The sequence below is a fragment of the Streptomyces sp. NPDC044106 genome (assembly GCF_056433985.1).
Genome location: NZ_JBWKFZ010000021.1, coordinates 1 through 20,319, shown reverse-complemented (window position 1 = coordinate 20,319; position 20,319 = coordinate 1). Strand labels below are relative to the sequence as shown.

Here is a 20,319-nt window from a genome sequence, read left to right as displayed (position 1 = left end):
GCGGAGCCGCCCCGGGAGCACGAGGCGTGCGGGGGAAAGCGCACAACGTGCGGGGGAAAGCGCACAAACGGAAAAGCGCACAAAAAGAAGCGGCCCCCTTCCGGACTTTCGTCCGGAGGAGGACCGCTTCCTCATGGTGCGCGAGGGGGGAGTTGAACCCCCACGCCCTTTCGGGCACTGGAACCTGAATCCAGCGCGTCTGCCTATTCCGCCACCCGCGCATGGGTGTTGTCTTTGGGTCTCTTCACTGTGTGGTGCGAGCGCCTGCCGACATCCAGAAGATTAGCACGCTGCAGAGGGTGGATTCACATCCGTTTGGCGGGGCACCTGGCCAGACAGCCCGCCGCTCACCGCTCCGCCTCGCCCGGCCCGGCATCCGGACCAAACCCGTCCCGCCAGGCACTTGAGCCCCACATGCCCCAGCACACCCCTCCTACAGGCACCCGTCCCGATCCCGCTGCGCCCCCGGCCCGCCCGAACCCGGCGAGGTCCACAGCCAGGTGCGGGACACTGGCTTTGGGCCCCCTCTACGATCCCTTGTAAAAGGTGGCTCGAGCAGAGGCCCCGAGCAGCTGCCCTTACGGGGCTCCGGGGTCACGGATCAGGGCTTCCTCAGGGGCCCTGGGAGGATCCACTGGACCCTGGCGCGGGCATGTCTTGTGAGAGGCGACACTCGTCGACCGGGTGGACAGGGGGAACCAGCCGTTTTCCCGGCGCGTGGATACGATCAGTAAGCAGTACCAGGATGACTACGACGGAGGAGGTGCCCCATGGGAGTCCTGAAGAAGTTCGAGCAGCGTCTCGAAGGTCTGGTCAACGGCACCTTCGCCAAGGTGTTCAAGTCCGAGGTCCAGCCCGTCGAGATCGCCGGCGCCCTCCAGCGCGAGTGCGACAACAACGCGACGATCTGGAACCGCGAGCGGACCGTCGTCCCGAACGACTTCATCGTGGAGCTCAGCGCCCCCGACTTCGATCGGCTGAGCCCGTACTCGGGCCAGCTCGGCGACGAGCTCTCCGGCATGGTGCGTGACTACGCGAAGCAGCAGCGCTACAGCTTCATGGGTCCCATCAAGGTCCACCTGGAGAAGGCCGAGGACCTCGACACCGGCCTGTACCGCGTGCGCAGCCGCACCCTCGCCTCCAGCTCCTCCCAGGCGCCCGAGCGCGCCCCCGCGGGCCCCGGCGGGCCGACGGCTCCCGGCCGCGGTGCGGGCGGCGCCGGTACGGGCGGCGGCTATGGCTATCCGCAGCCGTCCTCCGGAGCTCCTGGCTCCGGCGGCGCTCCCGGCGGCGCACCTCCCATGCCCGCCGCGCCGCCGCCCGGCGCGGGCCGACCCGGCGGGCACTCCCCGGCACCGGCCAGGCCTCCGGGCTCCGGTGCAGGACCACTTCCGGGCGCCCAGGTGCGGCGCTGGATCGAGATCAACGGCAATCGCCATCAGATCTCCCGCCCGACGCTGGTGCTGGGCCGCAGCACCGACGCCGATGTGCGGATCGACGATCCCGGCGTATCCCGCCGGCACTGTGAGATCCGGACCGGAACGCCCTCGACGATCCAGGATCTCGGGTCTACCAACGGCATCGTGGTAGACGGGCAGCACACCACCCGCGCTACGCTCCGCGACGGCTCGCGGATCGTCGTGGGCCAAACCACCATCGTTTACCGGCAAGCCGAAGGGTGAAGCGGGGGCAATGTCAGAGCTGACCCTGACGGTCATGCGGCTAGGTTTCCTAGCTGTTCTGTGGCTGTTCGTGATCGTGGCCGTCCAGGTCATCCGCAGCGACCTGTTCGGAACGCGTGTCACACAGCGCGGTTCGCGCCGCGAGCGGCCCCAACAGGCCGCCCGCCAGCAGCAGGCCGCCACACCCCCGCCGCAGCGGCAGCAGGCCGGCGGTGGGCGCCAGCGGCGCGGCGCCCCCAACAAGCTCGTCGTCTCCGAGGGCATCCTCGCCGGGACGACCGTCGCGCTGCAGGGCCAGACCATCTCCCTGGGCCGTGCGCACGATTCCACGATCGTGCTGGACGACGACTACGCCTCCAGCAGGCATGCCAGGATCTACCCGGACCGTGACGGCCAGTGGATCGTCGAGGATCTCGGGTCCACCAACGGCACGTATCTCGACCGGACCCGACTCACCACCCCGACGCCCGTTCCGCTGGGCGCGCCGATCCGCATCGGCAAGACCGTCATCGAGCTGCGGAAGTAGTACTACGTCATGACAGAGCGCGAGCGGAGCGAGCGAGCCGAAACGGCTGTCCAGGCACTGGACGCCGGCGCGCTCCCGACCGGAGGGTGGGCACCGTGCGGATGTACCCGGAGCCGACGGGCGAGGTGCGCATGAGTCTGTCTTTGCGCTTCGCCGCCGGATCGCACAAAGGCATGATCCGGGAGGGGAACGAGGACTCCGGTTACGCCGGCCCCCGTCTCCTCGCCATCGCCGACGGCATGGGTGGCCAGGCGGCGGGCGAGGTGGCGAGCTCCGAGGTCATCTCGACGCTCGTCACGCTCGACGACGACGTCCCCGGCTCGGACATCCTGACGTCACTGGGCACCGCCGTGCAGCGGGCCAACGACCAGCTGCGGCTGATGGTCGAGGAGGACCCCCAGCTCGAGGGCATGGGGACGACCCTGACCGCCCTCCTGTGGACGGGCCAGCGCCTCGGCCTCGTACACGTCGGCGACTCACGCGCGTACCTCCTGCGGGACGGCGTCCTCACGCAGATCACGCAGGACCACACCTGGGTGCAGCGCCTCGTCGACGAGGGCCGCATCACCGAGGAAGAGGCCACCACCCACCCGCAGAGGTCCCTCCTCATGCGCGCGCTGGGCAGCGGCGACCACGTCGAGCCGGATCTGTCGATCCGCGAAGTGCGCGCGGGCGACCGGTACTTGATCTGCTCGGACGGTCTTTCCGGCGTCGTCTCCCACCAGACGATGGAAGACACCCTCGCCAGCTACCAGGGCCCCCAGGAGACCGTGCAGGAGCTGATCCAGCTCGCGCTGCGCGGCGGCGGCCCCGACAACATCACCGTGATCGTCGCCGACGTCCTGGACATCGACAGCGGCGACACCCTCGCGGGCCAGCTGTCCGACACCCCCGTGGTGGTCGGCGCGGTCGCCGAGAACCAGCTCCAGGCGCAGGACGACGGCGCCATGCAGACGCCCGCGGGCCGCGCGTCGGGCCTCGGCCGCCCGGTGCCGACACAGACCTCCCACGGGCAGGGTGGCGGCTTCGGCCCGCCCGGTAGCGGCGACACCACGGGATACGTCCCCGAGGGCGGTTTCGGGGCCTACGACGACGAGGACTTCGTCAAGCCCGGCGGCGGCCGCAAGTGGCTCAAGAGATCCCTCTACGGGGCGCTCGCGCTCGCCGTCATCGCCGGTGGCCTCTACGGCGGCTACCGCTGGACCCAGACCCAGTACTACGTCGGCACCAAGGACGCGCACATCGCGCTCTACCGCGGCATCGACCAGGACCTGGCCTGGGTCAGCCTCTCGAAGGTCGAGAAGGACCACCCCGAGATCGAACTCAAGTACCTGCCGCCCTACCAGCGCAAGCAGGTCGAGGCCACCATCCCCGGCAACGACCTGGACGAGGCGCGCGGCAAGATCGACGAGCTGGGCGTGCAGGCCTCCGCCTGCAAGAAGGAAGCCGAGCGCCGCGAGGTCGAGCGCCAGAACAACGCCAGGACGGGCGAGGGCGAAGCGGGCGGCGCCTCCGGGCAGCGCAAGACACCGCCAGGCCCGGACTCCATGACGTCCCCGCCCGTCGACAACGACAAGAACAGCACCACCGACAAGAACAAGTCCAAGACCGCACCGACTCCCACACCCGGCCCCAGCCTCTCCGAGGATGAGCAGAAGCTGGTCCCGCTGTGCGGTAAGCAGTAAGCAGCCGTTGGGGGCCTCTGCACGCCATGAGCAGTACTACACACACGTCGACGATCGGCGCGATCGGAGCGCCGAGCCGGCGCAACACCGAGCTCGCGCTGCTCGCGTTCGCGGTCGTCATCCCGTTGTTCGCCTACATGAACGTGGGCCTGGCGCTGGACGGCAAACTGCCGTCCGGCATGCTCGGCTACGGCGCGGGCCTCGGCCTGCTCGCAGGCGTCGGCCACATCGTCGTACGCAAGTTCGCGGCGTACGCCGACCCGCTGCTGCTGCCGCTGGCCACGCTGCTCAACGGCCTCGGCCTGGTGGTGATCTGGCGGCTCGATCAGTCGGAGCGGTTGCAGCAGCTGCCCAACTTCAGCCCCGCGGCGCCGAACCAGCTCATGTACTCCGCGATCGGCATCGCCCTGTTCGTCGGCGTACTGCTGCTGCTCAAGGACCACCGCGTCCTGCAGCGCTACACGTACATCTCCATGGTGGCGTCTCTGATCCTGCTGCTCCTGCCGCTCGTGCCGGGCCTCGGTCTCAACATCTACGGCGCGAAGATCTGGATCCACGTCGGCGGATTCTCGATCCAGCCGGGTGAGTTCGCGAAGATCGTCATCGCGATCTTCTTCGCCGGCTACCTGATGGTGAAGCGCGATGCCCTGGCCCTGGCCAGCCGCCGCTTCATGGGTCTCTACCTCCCGCGTGGACGTGACCTCGGGCCGATCATCGTCGTCTGGGCGATGTCGATCCTGATCCTCGTCTTCGAGACCGACCTGGGTACGTCGCTGCTGTTCTTCGGCATGTTCGTCGTCATGCTGTACGTCGCCACGGAGCGCACCAGCTGGATCGTGTTCGGTCTCCTGATGTCCGCGGTCGGTGCCGTCGCCGTGGCGAGCTTCGAACCGCACATCCAGACGCGTGTGCAGGCATGGCTCAACCCGTTGCGCGAGTACAAGCTCAGCCAGGCCGGTGTCCAGGACGGTGTCATCCACTCCGAGCAGGCCATGCAGGCCCTGTGGGCCTTCGGCTCCGGCGGCACCCTCGGCTCCGGTCTCGGCCAGGGCCACTCGGACCTGATCAAGTTCGCCGCCAACTCCGACTTCATCCTCGCCACCTTCGGTGAGGAGCTGGGTCTCGCCGGCATCATGGCGATCCTGCTGATCTACGGCCTGATCGTCGAGCGCGGCGTCCGCACGGCACTCGCCGCCCGCGACCCGTTCGGCAAGCTCCTCGCGATCGGTCTCTCCGGCGCCTTCGCCATCCAGGTCTTCGTCGTCGCAGGCGGCGTCATGGGCCTGATCCCGCTGACCGGTATGACGATGCCGTTCCTGGCGTACGGCGGTTCCTCCGTCATCGCCAACTGGGCCCTGATCGGCATCCTGATCAGGATCAGTGACACCGCGCGCCGTCCCGCCCCGGCCCCCGCCCCGAACCCCGACGCCGAGATGACCCAGGTGGTCCGACCGTGAACAAGCCCCTGCGCCGGATCGCGATCTTCTGCGGGCTGCTCATCCTCGCCCTGCTCGCCCGTGACAACTGGCTCCAGTACGTCAAGGCCGACAGCCTCGCCAAGCACGAGAAGAACCGCCGCGTCACCATCGAGCGCTACTCGCAGCCGCGCGGCGACATCATCGTCGACGGCAAGCCCATCACCGGCTCGAAGGCCACCACCACCCCGGGCAGCGACCTCAAGTACAAGCGCACCTGGAAGGACGGGCCCATGTGGGCACCCGTCACCGGGTACTCCTCGCAGCGCATGGGCGCCACCCAGCTGGAGTACATCGAAGACGGCATCCTCACCGGCAACGACGACCGGCTCTTCTTCCGCCGCACCCTCGACATGCTGACCGGCGAGAAGAAGGAGGGCGGCAATGTCGTCACGACCCTCAACTCCGCCGCGCAGAAGGCCGCGTACGAGGGCCTGAAGAGCAAGGGCAAGGGCGCCGTCGCCGCGATCGACCCGTCCACGGGCGCGATCCTGGCGCTGGCCTCCACGCCGTCGTACGACCCCGGTGACTTCGCGGGCAACACGAACGACGAAGCCGAGGAGTACGTCCGCCTGGAGAAGGACAAGGACAAGCCGATGGTCAACCGCGCGCTGCGCGAGACCTACCCGCCCGGCTCCACCTTCAAGGTGGTCACGGCGGCGGCCGCCCTGGAGCACAACCTCTACAACGGCATCGACAGCAAGACGGACTCGCCGGACCCCTGGACGATGCCGAACACCACCCAGCCGCTGCCGAACGAGGGCAACATCCCCTGCAAGAACGCCACGCTGCGTGAGGCGCTGCGCTGGTCCTGCAACACCGTCTTCGGCAAGATCGGCTCCGATCTCGGCAAGGACAAGATGCTGGAGACGGCGAAGAAGTTCGGGTTCAACGAGCAGCAGTTCGTGCCCGTCCGCTCCAACGCCTCCAACTTCCCCGAGGACATGGACAAGCCGCAGACCGCGCTGTCCTCCATCGGTCAGTTCGAGACCGCGGCGACGCCGCTCCAGATGGCCATGGTCGCCTCCGCGATCGCCAACGACGGCAAGCTCATGGAGCCGTACATGGTCAGCGACCTGCAGGCGCGCAACCTCGACGTCATCGAGAAGCACTCGCCCAAGGAGATGAGCGAGCCGCTCTCGAAGGAGAACGCGCAGAAGCTCCAGGCAATGATGGAGACGGTGGTCGAGAAGGGCACCGGAACCATGGCCAAGATCCCCGGCGTCACCGTCGGAGGCAAGACGGGTACGGCCCAGCACGGCGTCGCGAACAGCAAGAACCCGTATGCCTGGTTCATCTCGTACGCCAAGACGGACTCCGGTTCGCCGGTCGCCGTCGCCGTCGTCGTCGAGGACTCCAAGGCGAGCCGTCAGGACATCTCCGGTGGTGGTCTGGCCGCTCCCATCGCCAAGTCCGTGATGAAGGCAGTCATCGACAGCAAGAAGTGACCCCCGTCACGACAACTCGACATCGGTGCACGTTGCGGTACCGGTCCGGTATCGGCTGACAGTCGTGTCCGGGTCACCTAAGTGGAGCCGGGTACGGTATGCCCGGACAGCACACCGCCGGACCGCACACCGGTGCGGTCGGGACCGACGGAGAGGGCTGGATTAGCTATGGAAGAGCCGCGTCGCCTCGGCGGCCGGTACGAGCTGGGCCAGGTGCTCGGCCGTGGTGGGATGGCGGAGGTCTACCTCGCGCACGACACCCGCCTCGGTCGCACCGTGGCGGTGAAGACGCTGCGGGTCGACCTGGCCCGCGACCCGTCGTTCCAGGCCCGGTTCCGCCGTGAGGCCCAGTCTGCCGCCTCGCTCAACCACCCGGCGATCGTCGCGGTCTACGACACCGGCGAGGACTACGTCGACGGGGTCTCCATCCCGTACATCGTGATGGAGTACGTCGACGGCTCCACCTTGCGTGAGCTGCTCCACTCCGGCCGCAAGCTGCTGCCCGAGCGAGCCATGGAGATGACGATCGGCATCCTCCAGGCCCTGGAGTACTCCCACCGCAACGGCATCGTGCACCGTGACATCAAGCCCGCGAACGTCATGCTGACGCGCAACGGCCAGGTCAAGGTCATGGACTTCGGCATCGCCCGCGCCATGGGTGACTCCGGCATGACGATGACGCAGACCGCCGCGGTCATCGGCACGGCTCAGTACCTCTCGCCCGAGCAGGCCAAGGGCGAGCAGGTCGACGCCCGTTCCGACCTGTACTCCACCGGCTGCCTGCTCTACGAGCTGCTCACCGTCCGGCCGCCGTTCGTCGGTGACTCCCCGGTCGCGGTGGCCTATCAGCACGTACGTGAGGAGCCGCAGGCCCCGAGCGTCTTCGACGGAGAGATCACTCCGGAGATGGACGCCATCGTCCTGAAGGCCCTCACCAAGGACCCGGACTACCGCTACCAGTCGGCCGACGAGATGCGCGCCGACATCGAGGCCTGCCTCGACGGCCAGCCGGTCGCGGCCACCGCAGCCATGGGCGCGGTGGGCTACGGCCACCCGGACGACCAGCAGACCGCGATGCTGCACGCGCAGAACGGCGGCGGCCAGACGTCGATGATGCCGCCGGTCAACCCGGACGACGGGGGCTACGGCTACGACGAGGGCCGCGGACGGCGCCAGAAGAAGAGCAACGTCTCGACGTGGCTCCTCGTCCTCGCGGGCGTCCTGGTCCTGGTGGGGGCGATCCTCATCGGGAAGTGGGCGTTCAGCGGGAACGGCGACGACAACGTCACCAAGGCGCCGGACTTCGTGGGCGAGACGTACAAGGAAGCCCAGGAGTCGGCGGAGAACGTCGGTCTCAAGCTGGAGACGGGCGAGCGCAAGCCGTGCGCCAAGTACCCGAAGGGCCAGATCTGCGACCAGGACCCCGGGGCCGGCACGGAGGTCAAGAAGGGCGACACCATCACGGTGACGGTGTCGACCGGCGCGCCCAAGGTCGCGGTGCCGAACGTGATCTCGATGAGCGTCGATGACGCCACGAAGAAGCTCAAGGGCGACAAGTACCAGTTCGACGTCTCCACCAAGCCCCAGGAGTCCACCGAGGAGCCGGGCACGGTCCTCGAGCAGGACCCGACCTCGGGTAGCGAGGTCCAGAAGGGCAGCAAGATCACGCTTGTCGTGGCGAAGGAGAAGAAGCAGGTCAGCGTCCCGGAGGTGACCGGCCTCGACTACGCGGCCGCCGAGAAGCAGCTCAAGGACAACGGCTTCGCGGTCTCCCGTGAGGACGTCGCGAGCGAGGACGTCGACGAGGGCAAGGTCATCAAGACCACGCCGGCGGCCGGTACCGCCGCCGACCCCGGCTCCACGGTCACCGTCCAGGTCGCCAAGGCGGCCGAGGAAGCCACCGTTCCGCCCCTCACCGGCCAGAAGCTGAAGGACGCCCGCAAGGCCATCGAGGACGCGGGCCTGACGGTCGGAACCATCGTGGGGCCGCAGGACGACGACGCGCTCGTGCTCGTGTCCCAGCCCAACGTCGGCCAGAAGGTCGCCCCCGGCTCGGCGGTCAACCTGACCACCGCGGGCGGCGGCGGTGGCGGCAACGACAACGGCAACAACGGCGGTGGCGGGGACGGCGACGATGACGACGGTCTCGTCGGCGGCTGGTCCCGTCACGGCCGCGGGCACTGGCCGGGCTTCGACGACTGACCCGTCGCAGGCCACGAGCCATGGGAGAGCCCCGGTGACCGCTCAGCGGTCACCGGGGCTCTGTCGTATCGCGGTCTCGGTCGGTGAGTGGCGGAGCGTCGGTCCGTGCGTGCCGCGTACGTCGGCTACTTCAGCTCCGCCGGTGGCGTCCGCTTGCTGTCGACCTTCTCGACGCGCTCCAGCTCGCCCCACACCACGTACCGGTACCGCGAGGTGTAGACCGGCGTGCAGGTCGTGAGCGTGATGTAGCGGCCCGGCTTCTTCGCGCCCGATTCCTTCGGGACGGGGTCCAGGACCTTCACGTTGAACTTCGAGGTCTCGGGCAGCGTCGCGTACACCTTGTAGACGTACCACTTGTCCCGGGACTCGTAGACGATCGCGTCGCCCTTCTCGATCTTGTCGATCTTGTGGAACTTCGCGCCGTGCCCGTCGCGGTGCGCGGCCAGCGCGAAGTTGCCCTCCTTGTCCTCGGGGAGGGCCGACTTGACGGGGTCCTTGTAGTAGCCGGCGACGCCGTCGTTGAGGACCTTGCTGCTGGTGCCCGCCTTGACGAGGACCTCGCCACCGCCCATCGCGGGGACGTGCAGGAAGCCGATGCCGTCCTTGGTGTCGATCTTGCCGGGGCCGCTCGCCCAGTGGTCGCGCACGCGGTTGCCCTGCTTGTGCGCCTCGCGGTCCGCTATGACGTTCGTCCACCAGAGCGAGTAGACGACGAACAGGCCGAGCACCAGGCCCGCGGTGATGAGGAGTTCACCGAAGACGCTGACCGCGGTGGCGATGGGGCCGCGGCCCCTGCGTCGTGGTGCGGGGGCCGGATCGGGGTCCGGTGCGGGCGCCTTGGCCTGCTGCTCGTCGTTGGTCGTGGCTGCCACTCGTTCCGCCCCGTTCTCACCGTTCTAGTTCACGAGCGCGCTGGGCTTGCCCTTGCTGCGCGGTCGTTCCTCGACCATCTTGCCCCAGACGATCATTCGGTACTTGCTCGTGAATTCCGGGGTACAGGTGGTCAGTGTGATGTACCGGCCGGGTTTGGTGAACCCCGAACCCGGCGGGACGGGACCGATCACGCTCGTGTTGCCGGGGGAGGTCTGCGGCAGGATGCTCGCCATCTTGTAGACGAAGTACTTGTCCCGCGTCTCCACGACGATCGGATCGCCCGGCTCCAGGCGGTTGATGTAGCGGAACGGCTCGCCGTGCGTGTTGCGGTGGCCCGCGACCGCGAAGTTGCCCGGCGCGGCGTCCGGCATCGGTGTCTTGGTGCTGCCTTCGCTGTAGTGGCCGACCATGCCGCGGTCGAGGACCTTCTGCTTGTCGATGCCCTCGGCGATCGGCACGACGACGTCCAGGCGCGGGATGTGCAGCATCGCGAAGCCCTGCCCCGGCTCGAAGGCCCCCGGCCTGCCCTCTCCCTTGGCCCAGCTCTCCTGGAGGTCGTGGGCGGCACTGTCCGCCTGCTGATGGGCGCGGATGTTCGTCCACCACAGCTGGTACGTGACGAAGAGGAGCATCAGGACGCCGACGGTGATGAAGACCTCGCCGAGCCCCCGGCTGATGACGGCGCCGGGTGACGGCCTGCGGGCGCGCTCGGCACGGCGTGCCTCTACGCGGGAGAGGGGGGCGGCGGCCGGTCGGTTTCCGGCGGCCCGGTCGCGGCTCTCGGCCGGGCGCGTACCGCCCTTCCTGGCGGCCTTGCGGCGGGCTGCCCGGCCGCCTGCCGTGGGGAGGTCGGGTTCCGGTGCGGCTATTCGGCGGGCGTCCACCGTGCGCAGCCCCACCGTCTCGTCGTCCTGGACGGGGACGGGGACAGGGTGGTGGGGGGCCGATCGCTCCGGCTGGGGGGCGTACCCGCCGTACAGCTCGTCGTACGTGGGTTCCGGCTGGGGCCGGGGCTCCGCAGGCACCGCCGCCGGGGGCTCAGCCGCTGGCTGCTGCTCCGGCTCCGCCGCGGGCGCACTCCGGAACCACGGCGAGGGGTGCTGCCCCGGCGAAGGACGCTGTCCCGGCGAGGGATGCTGCCCCGGCGAAGGGCGCTGCCCCGGCAGTGGATCCGTCAGGGGGTCGTCCAGGTCGTCGACCGCCGCCTCGAACGCGCCTGCGGCCCCGTACGCGTCATCCGCGTCGTCCGGGGCTCCGGAGGAGTCACGCTCGGGGCGCACGTCCGTCACGCCGTGGCCCGGCCCACCACCGGGGCCAGCCCGCCCGATCGCTCGACGGCGCCGGTGTCGCCGCACTCCACCAGCCAGTTGGCGAGCATCAGATGGCCGTGCTCGGTCAGCACCGACTCGGGGTGGAACTGCACGCCCTCGACCGGCAGCTCGCGGTGGCGCAGGCCCATGATGATGCCGCCTTCCGTACGCGCGGTGACCTCGAGCTCGGCCGGGACGGTGGCGGGCTCGGCGGCCAGCGAGTGGTAGCGGGTCGCGGTGAACGGCGACGGCAGGCCCGCGAAGACGCCCTTGCCCTCGTGGCGGACCGGCGAGGTCTTGCCGTGCAGGAGCTCCGGGGCGCGGTCCACCACACCGCCGTACGCGACCGCCATGGACTGCATGCCGAGGCAGACGCCGAAGACGGGCACGCCGGTGGCGGCGCAGTGGCGCACCATCTCCACGCAGACCCCGGCCTGCTCCGGCGTGCCGGGACCCGGCGAGAGCAGCACGCCGTCGAAGCCGTCCTGGGCGTGCCTGAGCTCGACCTCGTCGTTGCGCACGACCTCGCACTCGGCGCCCAGCTGGTACAGGTACTGGACGAGGTTGAAGACGAAGCTGTCGTAGTTGTCGACGACGAGGACGCGGCTGCGGCGCGGGCCGCCGGCGGCGCTCACTGGCCGTCCACGGTGACGTCGTTGAAGGGCAGGAGCGGTTCCGCCCACGGGAAGATGTACTGGAACAGCACATAGACCACCGCGAGTACGAGCACCAGCGAGATCAGCGCCCTGATCCACGCGTTTCCCGGCAGATGCCGCCAGATCCAGCCGTACATGCCGTCCCTTCCGTCACGTACGGCATGGCCTCCCTCGCCGTACGGCACCAGACTAACGGCGCAGTGCCTCCGGTTTCCCGGCCTCCACGGGCTGGGTGGCGTCCAGATGCGCCCAGACGATCAGCCGGTGGCTGTGGCCCCACTCCGGTTCGCAGGTCGTCAGGGTGAGGTAGCGCCCCGGGCCGTCGTAGCCGGATCTGCGCGGCACGGGATCGATGACGCCGATGTCGCCGGGGAGTGTCCTGAAGGGCTTCTTGTCGATGCGGTACGTGAACCAGGTCGTGCCGTCGGTCAGGACGACGGGGTCGCCGGGGCGCAGCTCGGGAAAGTCCTTGAAGGGGTCGCCGTAGGTGCGGCGGTGGCCCGCGACGGAGAAGTTGCCCTTCTGGCCGAGCCGGGCGGTGGAGGCGTAGTGGCCGAGGCCCTTCTTCAGGACGTCGGTGCCGGTGCCCTGGAGCACGGGCTTGTTCCACGTGAAACCGAACCGCGGGATGTACATGACGGCGAAGGCCTTGCCGTCCTTGTAGGGGGCCGGTTCCTCGGGCGCTGCCTCGCTGCCGGACGAGGCCCCGTCGTCGGGCGCGGTCCCGTCGTCGGGGGACGTCCCGGCCGGCTTGTCGTCCGTCCCCGCGGAGACCGCGCCCCGCGCCCACCGGTCCTGCAGCTCGTCGATCTGGCTGTCCATGGCGTTGTCGGCCTTCACGCCGGTCCAGAAGAGGACGTACACGACGAAGAGCACGATCAACGTGCCGACGGTGACGCACAGTTCGCTGAACGTCCTGACGAGCGCACGCACCGACACAGGACGCTCCCTCCCCGGGTGCTACTCCACAGGCTTCGCGTAGTGGAGATCCACTGTGCCCGAGTAGCCGGGAAGAGTCACCGCCCCGTCGTCGTCCACTTTCCAGCCGAGACCGTAGGCGTTGACGTAGAGCATGTAGTTCTGGATCTGAGGGGAGGCCGCCAGGGCGTTCTTGAGCTTGCCGGGGTCGCCGACCGCGGTCACCTTGTACGGCGGGGAGTAGACGCGGCCCTGGAGGATCAGGGTGTTGCCGACGCAGCGCACGGCGCTCGTGGAGATCAGCCGCTGGTCCATGACCTTGATGCCCTTGGCGCCGCCCTGCCAGAGGGCGTTGACCACGGCTTGCAGGTCCTGCTGGTGGATGACCAGGTCGTTGGGCTGGGGCTCGGGGTAGCCGGGGAGCTTGGCGGTGGCGTTGGGCGGGGCGTCGGCGAGCGTGACCGTGACCGCGTCGCCGCTGAGCTTCTTGCTGCCGGCGTTCTCCTCCAGCGCGTCGAGCCGGGCCTCGTCGGCCTTGGTGCCGCCGCTGTCGCGCTGGGCGAGCGACTCGACGTCGTCGCGCAGGGAGCCGTTGGACTCGTCGAGCTCGCCGTTCTTGTGGCTGCGCTCCTGAATGAGGTCGGAGAGCTTCAACAGGGAGGCGTCCGTACGGATGTTGGTGCCCTTGGCCGTGTTGAAACTGGTGAAGAAGATCAGGCCGGCAAGGGCGAAAACAGCACCCGTAAGCACCCGAACCGGACGCCATCGGGGGCGACGACCGGCACCTTTGTGGGGGTCGGCAGAATTGCTCAACGTACCCTTATCTCCTTCAGCGCCGCGGAAGCACTACGCTAACGGACGCCCGGGGGAGGCTTCAGCTCCCGTAGTGCCACGCCCGGCGCCAGACCACAGTCACCTGCGCGGCCACGCAGCGCATCGACAGGAGAGACCCTCGTGCCGAAGTCACGTATCCGCAAGAAGGCAGACGACTACACGCCGCCGCCGGCCAAGAAGGCGACGGCCATCAAGCTGACCAATCGCAGCTGGGTGGCTCCGGTGATGCTGGCGTTGTTCCTCATCGGCCTCGCCTGGATCGTCGTCTTCTACGTCACGGACGGCAAGCTGCCGATCGACCCGCTGGGCAACTGGAACATCGTGGTGGGCTTCGGCTTCATCGCGGCGGGCTTCGGCGTCTCCACGCAGTGGAAGTAGCACCCGCAGTGGAAGTAGCACCCGTCCCGCCCCTCGTTCCGCAAGCCCTGCCCTGAGTTATCCACAGCGCTATCCCCACCTGGGGATAAGACTGAAGATCTGTGGATAACCCTCGGCCGGTTGACGTTGGTGTGACCGGTCCACGGGATCTCCACACCTCGCGTGCCCCTTGTCCTTGCTGGGGAAACCCAGGTCAGTGACGAGGGGCACTGCTGTTCCCCACAGCATGCACAAGATCGGGCACACGCTGTGGACAACGTGGTACGTCAGGTGAGCTGCCCGGTGCGTACGAGGACCATGACCACAGCCGCGACCAGCACCAGCGCACAGGTGCCGTACTGGATGAGGTTCCGTCGCCCGCGGGGCGCGTGCACCATCGCGTAACCCACGATGACGCCGCCGACGAGTCCGCCGATGTGGGCCTGCCAGGCGATGTTCGGCCACCAGAAGGTGATGGCCATGTTGATCGCGAGGAGCGCGATGACCGGCCGCATGTCGTAGTTGAGCCGCCGCATCAGGATGGCGGTCGCGCCGAAAAGACCGAAGATGGCGCCCGAAGCCCCGAGCGAGGCCTGATTCGGCTCCGCGAGGAGATACGTCAGCGCGCCGCCCGCGAGGCCCGACGCCAGGTAGAGCGCGAGGAAGCGGACGCGGCCGAGGGCCGCTTCGAGCGGGCCGCCGATCCACCACAGGCTGAGCATGTTGAAGGCGATGTGCATGTAGCTGCTGTGCAGGAACATCGCCGTCACGAGGCGGTACCACTGCCCCTCGGCGACGCCCTCCACCGAGCCGAACTCCGGGACGAAGGCGCGCCCCAGCAGGTCGAACCGGTCGGTGAAGCGGTCCCCGACCACCATCTGCACGACGAACAGCGCGAGATTGATCCCGAGCAGGACCTTGGTGACCAGGCGCGGGTCGGCGGCGATCGTGCCGCCCGCGACCGTGCGCGGCTGGTTGGCCTCCGGCGTGTGGCCGGTGCCCGAGCCGCTGCGCACGCACTCGGGGCACTGGAAGCCGACCGACGCGCTGATCATGCACTCGGGGCAGATGGGGCGCTCGCAGCGCGTGCAGGTGATGCCGGTCTCACGGTCCGGATGCCGGTAGCAGCCGGGCGGGCCCGACGCGCCTTCGGGCTGCTGCGGCTCCTGCGGGCTGCCTGGCGCCTGGTCCATGGGGTCCCCTCAATCTCGTACGAAGGCACGGTGCCGGCACGTGTGGCAACGCACCGCCCCGCCCTTCCTTTACGGACGGGCGGGGCGGATTGGTTCCCTCGCGGCTACGCGCGGGCCCTCGCTGATACGCGCAGGTCAGGCATCGCGGGTCTCGATGACCACGGACTCGATGACCACGTCGTTGACCGGACGGTCGGTGCGCGGGTTGGTCTGGGTGGCCGCGATGGCGTCCACCACCTTCTGGCTGGCCGCGTCGGTGACCTCGCCGAAGATCGTGTGCTTGCGGGTCAGCCACGCCGTCGGCGAGACAGTCACGAAGAACTGCGAGCCGTTGGTGCCCGGACCGGCGTTGGCCATCGCGAGCAGGTAGGGCTTGTCGAAGGCGAGGTCGGGGTGGAACTCGTCCTCGAACTCGTAGCCCGGGCCGCCCGTGCCGTTGCCCAGCGGGTCGCCGCCCTGGATCATGAAGCCGCTGATGACCCGGTGGAAGACGGTGCCGTCGTACAGCCGGTCCGTCGTCTTCTTGCCGGTCTGCGGGTGAACCCACTCACGCTCGCCCTGGGCGAGCTCCACAAAGTTCTTGACCGTCTTGGGCGCGTGGTTCGGCAGGAGCCGGACCACGATGTCGCCCTGGTTGGTCTTCAGGGTGGCGTAAAGCTGCTCAGCCACGATCTGCCTTCCGTTGTCTTCTGTGACCCACCGATCCTCGCACGGACCGGTTTGGGACGAGTAGCCACCGACCGGGCGCGCGTCGAAGCGATCCGTGGCATTGTCGGCCGGAAGCTCTTTCGTACCGATTCGATCGACGGGAAGCGATGGGATTCGACGGGAGCGGTACGGGCGGGCCGATCGGGGCACTCGGGGGACGCAGGGATTTTTCCTTGCCCGGGAAACGGATCGACTGGCGCGGACCGACACCCGGATGCCCGCCCTTGCATGCCCGTCGGAGCGATCCGGAAGGCATGATCCCTGAAAGGGTGGAAAGGTGACATACCTATACGCCACCGAGGAGGAGGATCCCGTGACCCGCATCGACAGCGTGCGCGCCGCGACCGGCTCGGCCAAGGACAGCGTGCGTCACGCCGCGGACGCGGTGGCGCCCTACGCCGACACGGCCAAGGACCGGGCCGCCCACTACGCCCACGAGGCGCGCGTACGGCTCGCGCCCAAGGTGTCGCAGGCCGCTGAGCAGGCCCGTGTCCAGTACGGCGCCCACGTCGCCCCCCGCGTCGAGCAGGCCCGCACGCATGTACCGCCGAAGGTCGACCAGGCCGCGCAGGAGGCCGCCGCCCGTACGCGCAAGGCGGCCCGCCAGGCCGCCGACTACTCCAAGCCCCGCATCGAGCAGGCGGTCGCCGCCGCGCAGCCGGTCCGCGAGGAGGCGGCCTCCCGCGGTACGGCGGCACTCGCCGCACTGCGCGGCCAGGTCTCGGCGAAGGAGATCCAGCGCCTGGCCCGCAAGCACGAGCGCCGGGCCAGGATGGGACGTCTCGCCAAGGGCCTGGCCGTCGTCGGCATCCTCACGGGTGGTGCGGTCGCCGCCTGGAAGTGGTGGGACAAGCAGGCCAACCCCGACTGGCTGGTCGAGCCCCCCGCGGCCACGGAGGTCCCGGCCGCCAAGGCCACCACCACCCCGCTGACCTCCGTGGACGGCAGCGGTCAGACGTCCCTCGACCCCGAGGTCCAGGCCAAGCAGGCCGAGGCCGAGGCGGAGGCCAAGGACGCCAAGGACGGCACGGACTCCAAGGCCGCGGACAAGAAGAAGAGCTGACGCGGCCCTGGTGCGGATGACGACATCGTGGGGCGAAGACCGGTAGGTCTTCGCCCCACCATGTTGAGGTCTTCGCCCCACGATGTTTCACGTGAAACAAGGCGCCGCGCGGGGGAGCCCGGCGACTGAGTGGTTCGGGTGAGCCCGGTGGCCTGAGTGAGCGTCGGCAGCGCTGACACTGGTTGGCGCACGCCGGAAAGGGAACTCCTCCTGGCATGGCTGAGAACGAGAGCTTGAACCACGACGAGGCACCTGTGCTGGAGGCGCTGGAGCGCTACCACGACGCCGGCGAACTGGCCTTCACTCCCCCCGGCCACAAGCAGGCCCGCGGCGCTGACCCCCAGGTACGGAAAGCACTCGGGGACGCCGTGTTCCTCGGCGATGTGCTCGCCAACGGCGGGCTCGACGACCGGCTGACCCGCAACAACGTCCTGGAGCGGGCCGAGCGGCTGATGGCGGACGCCGTCCACGCCGAGCACACCTACTTCTCCACCTGCGGCAGCTCCCTGTCGGTCAAGGCGGCCATGCTGACCGTGACCGCGCCGCACCACCGTCTCCTGGTCGGACGCGATGCCCACAAGTCCGTCATCGCGGGCCTGATCCTCTCGGGGGTCGAGCCCGTCTGGGTCGAGCCGGCCTGGGACGCCGAGCGCCATATCGCCCATCCGCCCCGGCCCGAGTCCTTCGAGAGGGCCTTCGCCGCCCACCCCGACGCCGACGGCGCACTGGTCACCAGTCCCACGCCCTACGGGGCCGCCGCCGACCTGGACGCCATCGCCGAGGTGTGCCACCGGCGCGGAAAGCCCCTGATCGTCGACGAGGCCTGGGGCGCCCATCTGCCGTTCCACGAGGAGTTGCCGTCCTGGGCGATGGACGCGGGCGCGGACATCTGCGTGACCAGCGTCCACAAGATGGGCAGCGGTCTCGAACAGGGCTCGGTCTTCCACCTCCAGGGCGACCTCATCGACCCCGCCGTCCTCGCTTCCCGGGCCGATCTGCTGGGAACCACCAGCCCCTCGGTACTGCTCTACGCGGGCCTGGACGGCTGGCGCCGCCAAATGGTCAAGGACGGCAGGCAGCTCATCGACGACGCCCTTCGCCTCGCCGCCCGCACCCGTGCGGCGATCGAACGGATCGACGGACTGCACGTCGATGACGCCGACGACTACTGCGGTCCCGGGCTCGCGGCGGATTTCGACCCACTGCCCATCGTGATCGACCTCTCCGCGCTCGGCACCACCGGCTATCGCGCCGGGGACTGGCTGCGCGCCCACCACCACATCGACATGCACCTCTTCGACCACCGCCGGATCAGCGCCCAGCTCACGCACGCCGACGACGAGTCCACCGCCGGGCGGCTCCTCGACGCGCTGCGCGATCTGTCCGCACACGCCGACGAGCTGAAGGACGCGCCCGGGGTGACCGTCCCTGACCCCGCCGACCTGCGGATGACCCAGGCGGCACTGCCGCGCGACGCCTACTTCGCCTCCTACGAGGACGTCCCCGTGGAGGACGCGGCAGGACGTGTCGCCGCCGAGATGATCACCCCGTATCCGCCCGGAATCCCCGTCGTCCTCCCCGGCGAGCGGCTGACCGAGCCGGTCCTGACCTATCTGCGCTCGGGTGTACGGGCGGGCATGAACCTCCCCGACGCCGCCGACAGCAGCCTGAAGACCGTCCGGGTCACCGCGTGAACGCACCGGGGGCCGAGAGGGACGAGCACATGGACGCCTTCACGGGGCTCCTGAATCCGCCCGTGTACGTGGTCACGGCGGCGACGGGGGACGGTCGGCGCGCGGGGTGTCTGGTCGGCTTCGCGAGCCAGTGCTCCCTGGATCCGACGCGGTTCGCCGTATGGCTCTCCAAGGCCAACCACACGTACGACCTGGCCCTGGAAGTCCGTACTCTCGCCGTCCACCTCCTGCCGCACGACCGGCACGACCTCGCCGAGCGCTTCGGTTCCCTCTGCAGCGCGGAGACGGACAAGTTCGCCGGGCTTCCGTGGCACGAGGGGCCGGATGGCACCGTCGTCCTCGATGACGCCCTCGGCTGGTTCACCGGCCGCGTCCACGAGCGCGTCGACGGCGGCGACCACGTCGCCTTCATCCTCGACCCGGTTCTCACCCGCGCCGCGGGCACCTCGGGCACCGAAAACACCGAGGGCACCGAAGGCACCGCCGAGGAGCGAGCCGCGCTCACGCTGCACGGCGTGGGCGACATCGACGCGGGTCACCCGGCGTGATGGCGCGATAGCAGCGACGCAGATCACTGCCGGTGCGGGTGTTGCTGCCGCTGAGCGGGACGGTACTCTCGTACGAGCTCAATAAGTTACCGCTTAGTAATAGGCAGCCATCAGCCCCACCGGGACCGGTTCGAGGAGCCCCCATGCAACTCGCCGCGATCGTCGTTTCGCTGACACTCAGCGCGGTCGGCATTGCATTGTTCGTGCGCGCCTTTGTGCATTTCTTCCGCTTCTTCCGGCTGGGTGCGCCGTTGCCGGAGAACGCGAATCGTCTGGACAATCCGTGGCAGCGGAGCGTGACGCTGGTCAAGGAGTTCCTCGGCCACACGCGCATGGCCCAGTGGGGGCTTGTGGGCTTCGCCCACTGGTTCGTCGCGCTGGGCTTCTACACGCTGATCCTGACGATCGTGAACGCGTACGGGCAGCTCTTCGACCCCGAGTGGACGCTGCCGGTCATCGGCGGCTGGCTGCCGTACGAGATGTACATCGAGTTCATCGGCACCGGCACCACGCTCGGCATCGTGATCATGTTCGTGATCCGGCAGCTGAGCCTGCCGACCCGGCCGGGCCGCAAGTCCCGCTTCGCCGGATCGAACCGGGCCCACGCCTACTTCGTCGACACCGTCATCTTCCTCATCGGTCTCTCGGTGATGGCGCTGCGCGGCCTCGAAGGCGTGCTGCACCACGCGGACTACGGCCCGGACAACTACGTCTCCTACGGCGTGACGCTCCTCTTCCAGGACGTCGGCCACTCCGGCGTGGAGACCTGGGTCTACTTCTTCGCCATGCTCAAGCTGAGCGCGTCCTTCATCTGGATGATCACGGTCAGCCTGAACCTCGACATGAGCATCGCCTGGCACCGCATGCTCGCCTTCCCGAACATCTGGTTCAAGCGCGAGGCCTCCGGCCGCACGGCGCTCGGCGGGTTGCAGCCGATGACGTCGGGCGGTAAGCCGATCGACTTCGAGGACCCGGGCGAGGACGACGTCTACGGCGTCTCGCAGGTGGAGCAGTTCTCCTGGAAGGGTCTGCTGGACTTCTCGACGTGTACGGAGTGTGGTCGCTGCCAGTCGCAGTGCCCCGCCTGGAACACCGGTAAGCCGCTCTCCCCCAAGCTCCTGATCATGTCGCTGCGGGACCACTCGCA

The 20,319-nt window shown here is 68.9% G+C and carries 18 protein-coding genes, 1 tRNA gene and 1 pseudogene; 11 read left to right on the top strand and 9 right to left on the bottom strand.

Annotated features, from left to right (window positions below; translation table 11 throughout):
* Positions 1-134: 134 nt before the first annotated feature.
* Positions 135-221, bottom strand: a tRNA-Leu gene (locus AC07DI_RS31205).
* Between the two features lie 549 nt (positions 222-770).
* Here AC07DI_RS31205 and AC07DI_RS31200 point away from each other — a divergent pair.
* The 6 genes from AC07DI_RS31200 to pknB all read left to right on the top strand — a co-directional run bounded on the left by AC07DI_RS31200 (position 771) and on the right by pknB (position 9,018).
* The gene (locus AC07DI_RS31200) at positions 771-1,682 is read left to right on the top strand and encodes an FhaA domain-containing protein (RefSeq protein WP_478907663.1); all 912 of its coding nucleotides are present in this window, start codon (positions 771-773) and stop codon (positions 1,680-1,682) included.
* 10 nt (positions 1,683-1,692) lie between these two features.
* Positions 1,693-2,208 (top strand): FHA domain-containing protein FhaB/FipA, encoded by a 516-nt coding sequence (locus tag AC07DI_RS31195; RefSeq protein WP_478907661.1) that lies wholly within the window; start codon positions 1,693-1,695, stop codon positions 2,206-2,208.
* 131 nt (positions 2,209-2,339) lie between these two features.
* On the top strand, positions 2,340-3,893 hold the full coding sequence (locus tag AC07DI_RS31190; protein ID WP_478907659.1) for a Stp1/IreP family PP2C-type Ser/Thr phosphatase: 1,554 nt from the start codon (positions 2,340-2,342) through the stop codon (positions 3,891-3,893).
* A gap of 26 nt (positions 3,894-3,919) precedes the next feature.
* Positions 3,920-5,350, top strand: coding sequence for an FtsW/RodA/SpoVE family cell cycle protein (locus AC07DI_RS31185; RefSeq protein WP_384252395.1), 1,431 nt, complete (start codon positions 3,920-3,922; stop codon positions 5,348-5,350).
* Positions 5,347-6,816: a peptidoglycan D,D-transpeptidase FtsI family protein gene (locus AC07DI_RS31180; protein WP_384252398.1), complete on the top strand. Its 1,470-nt coding sequence runs from the start codon at positions 5,347-5,349 to the stop codon at positions 6,814-6,816. The genes AC07DI_RS31185 and AC07DI_RS31180 overlap by 4 nt, the downstream gene beginning before the upstream one ends.
* A 168-nt stretch (positions 6,817-6,984) precedes the next feature.
* Positions 6,985-9,018, top strand: coding sequence for a Stk1 family PASTA domain-containing Ser/Thr kinase (gene pknB, locus AC07DI_RS31175; protein ID WP_478907656.1), 2,034 nt, complete (start codon positions 6,985-6,987; stop codon positions 9,016-9,018).
* Positions 9,019-9,143: 125 nt separating this feature from the next.
* Here pknB and AC07DI_RS31170 read toward each other — a convergent pair whose 3' ends face one another.
* From AC07DI_RS31170 to AC07DI_RS31145, 6 genes are read right to left on the bottom strand one after another with little or no spacing between them, the layout of a single operon-like run.
* A complete protein-coding gene (locus tag AC07DI_RS31170) occupies positions 9,144-9,890 on the bottom strand; it encodes a class E sortase (RefSeq protein ID WP_478907654.1) in 747 nt (248 codons plus the stop codon).
* Between the two features lie 24 nt (positions 9,891-9,914).
* Positions 9,915-11,180: a class E sortase gene (locus AC07DI_RS31165; RefSeq protein WP_478907652.1), complete on the bottom strand. Its 1,266-nt coding sequence runs from the start codon at positions 11,178-11,180 to the stop codon at positions 9,915-9,917.
* Complete coding sequence (locus AC07DI_RS31160) at positions 11,177-11,836, bottom strand: aminodeoxychorismate/anthranilate synthase component II (protein WP_478907650.1); 660 nt, start codon at positions 11,834-11,836, stop codon at positions 11,177-11,179. The genes AC07DI_RS31165 and AC07DI_RS31160 overlap by 4 nt, the downstream gene beginning before the upstream one ends.
* On the bottom strand, positions 11,833-11,994 hold the full coding sequence (locus tag AC07DI_RS31155) for a hypothetical protein (RefSeq protein ID WP_384252411.1): 162 nt from the start codon (positions 11,992-11,994) through the stop codon (positions 11,833-11,835). The genes AC07DI_RS31160 and AC07DI_RS31155 overlap by 4 nt, the downstream gene beginning before the upstream one ends.
* A gap of 52 nt (positions 11,995-12,046) precedes the next feature.
* Entirely contained in the window at positions 12,047-12,790 is a 744-nt protein-coding gene (locus AC07DI_RS31150; RefSeq protein WP_478907811.1) for a class E sortase, read from the bottom strand.
* A gap of 27 nt (positions 12,791-12,817) precedes the next feature.
* Positions 12,818-13,588, bottom strand: a complete 771-nt coding sequence (locus AC07DI_RS31145; RefSeq protein WP_384252414.1) for a DUF881 domain-containing protein — start codon at positions 13,586-13,588, stop codon at positions 12,818-12,820.
* Positions 13,589-13,729: 141 nt separating this feature from the next.
* Here AC07DI_RS31145 and crgA point away from each other — a divergent pair, with 141 nt between their 5' ends.
* Positions 13,730-13,987: a cell division protein CrgA gene (gene crgA, locus AC07DI_RS31140; RefSeq protein ID WP_384252416.1), complete on the top strand. Its 258-nt coding sequence runs from the start codon at positions 13,730-13,732 to the stop codon at positions 13,985-13,987.
* Between the two features lie 266 nt (positions 13,988-14,253).
* Here crgA and AC07DI_RS31135 read toward each other — a convergent pair whose 3' ends face one another.
* Complete coding sequence (locus AC07DI_RS31135) at positions 14,254-15,159, bottom strand: rhomboid family intramembrane serine protease (protein WP_384252419.1); 906 nt, start codon at positions 15,157-15,159, stop codon at positions 14,254-14,256.
* A gap of 135 nt (positions 15,160-15,294) precedes the next feature.
* A complete protein-coding gene (locus AC07DI_RS31130) occupies positions 15,295-15,828 on the bottom strand; it encodes a peptidylprolyl isomerase (protein ID WP_384252422.1) in 534 nt (177 codons plus the stop codon).
* A 352-nt stretch (positions 15,829-16,180) separates the two neighbouring features.
* Here AC07DI_RS31130 and AC07DI_RS31125 point away from each other — a divergent pair, with 352 nt between their 5' ends.
* The 4 genes and pseudogenes from AC07DI_RS31125 to AC07DI_RS31110 form a co-directional block, all read left to right on the top strand.
* Positions 16,181-16,930, top strand: coding sequence for a DUF5324 family protein (locus tag AC07DI_RS31125; protein ID WP_478907646.1), 750 nt, complete (start codon positions 16,181-16,183; stop codon positions 16,928-16,930).
* 215 nt (positions 16,931-17,145) lie between these two features.
* Positions 17,146-18,624, top strand: coding sequence for an aminotransferase class I/II-fold pyridoxal phosphate-dependent enzyme (locus AC07DI_RS31120; protein ID WP_478907644.1), 1,479 nt, complete (start codon positions 17,146-17,148; stop codon positions 18,622-18,624).
* A 29-nt stretch (positions 18,625-18,653) separates the two neighbouring features.
* The gene (locus tag AC07DI_RS31115; RefSeq protein WP_478907642.1) at positions 18,654-19,172 is read left to right on the top strand and encodes a flavin reductase family protein; all 519 of its coding nucleotides are present in this window, start codon (positions 18,654-18,656) and stop codon (positions 19,170-19,172) included.
* 143 nt (positions 19,173-19,315) lie between these two features.
* Positions 19,316-20,319 (top strand): annotated as a pseudogene (locus tag AC07DI_RS31110) (Fe-S oxidoreductase); the annotation flags it as partial.

Coding starts and splice junctions, on each gene's coding strand:
- AC07DI_RS31200 (WP_478907663.1), top strand. CDS start 771: ATGGGAGTCCTGAAGAAGTTCGAGCAGCGTCTCGAAGGTCTGGTCAAC.
- AC07DI_RS31195 (WP_478907661.1), top strand. CDS start 1,693: ATGTCAGAGCTGACCCTGACGGTCATGCGGCTAGGTTTCCTAGCTGTT.
- AC07DI_RS31190 (WP_478907659.1), top strand. CDS start 2,340: ATGAGTCTGTCTTTGCGCTTCGCCGCCGGATCGCACAAAGGCATGATC.
- AC07DI_RS31185 (WP_384252395.1), top strand. CDS start 3,920: ATGAGCAGTACTACACACACGTCGACGATCGGCGCGATCGGAGCGCCG.
- pknB (WP_478907656.1), top strand. CDS start 6,985: ATGGAAGAGCCGCGTCGCCTCGGCGGCCGGTACGAGCTGGGCCAGGTG.
- AC07DI_RS31155 (WP_384252411.1), bottom strand. CDS start 11,994: ATGTACGGCTGGATCTGGCGGCATCTGCCGGGAAACGCGTGGATCAGG.
- AC07DI_RS31135 (WP_384252419.1), bottom strand. CDS start 15,159: ATGGACCAGGCGCCAGGCAGCCCGCAGGAGCCGCAGCAGCCCGAAGGC.
- AC07DI_RS31120 (WP_478907644.1), top strand. CDS start 17,146: ATGGCTGAGAACGAGAGCTTGAACCACGACGAGGCACCTGTGCTGGAG.
- AC07DI_RS31115 (WP_478907642.1), top strand. CDS start 18,654: ATGGACGCCTTCACGGGGCTCCTGAATCCGCCCGTGTACGTGGTCACG.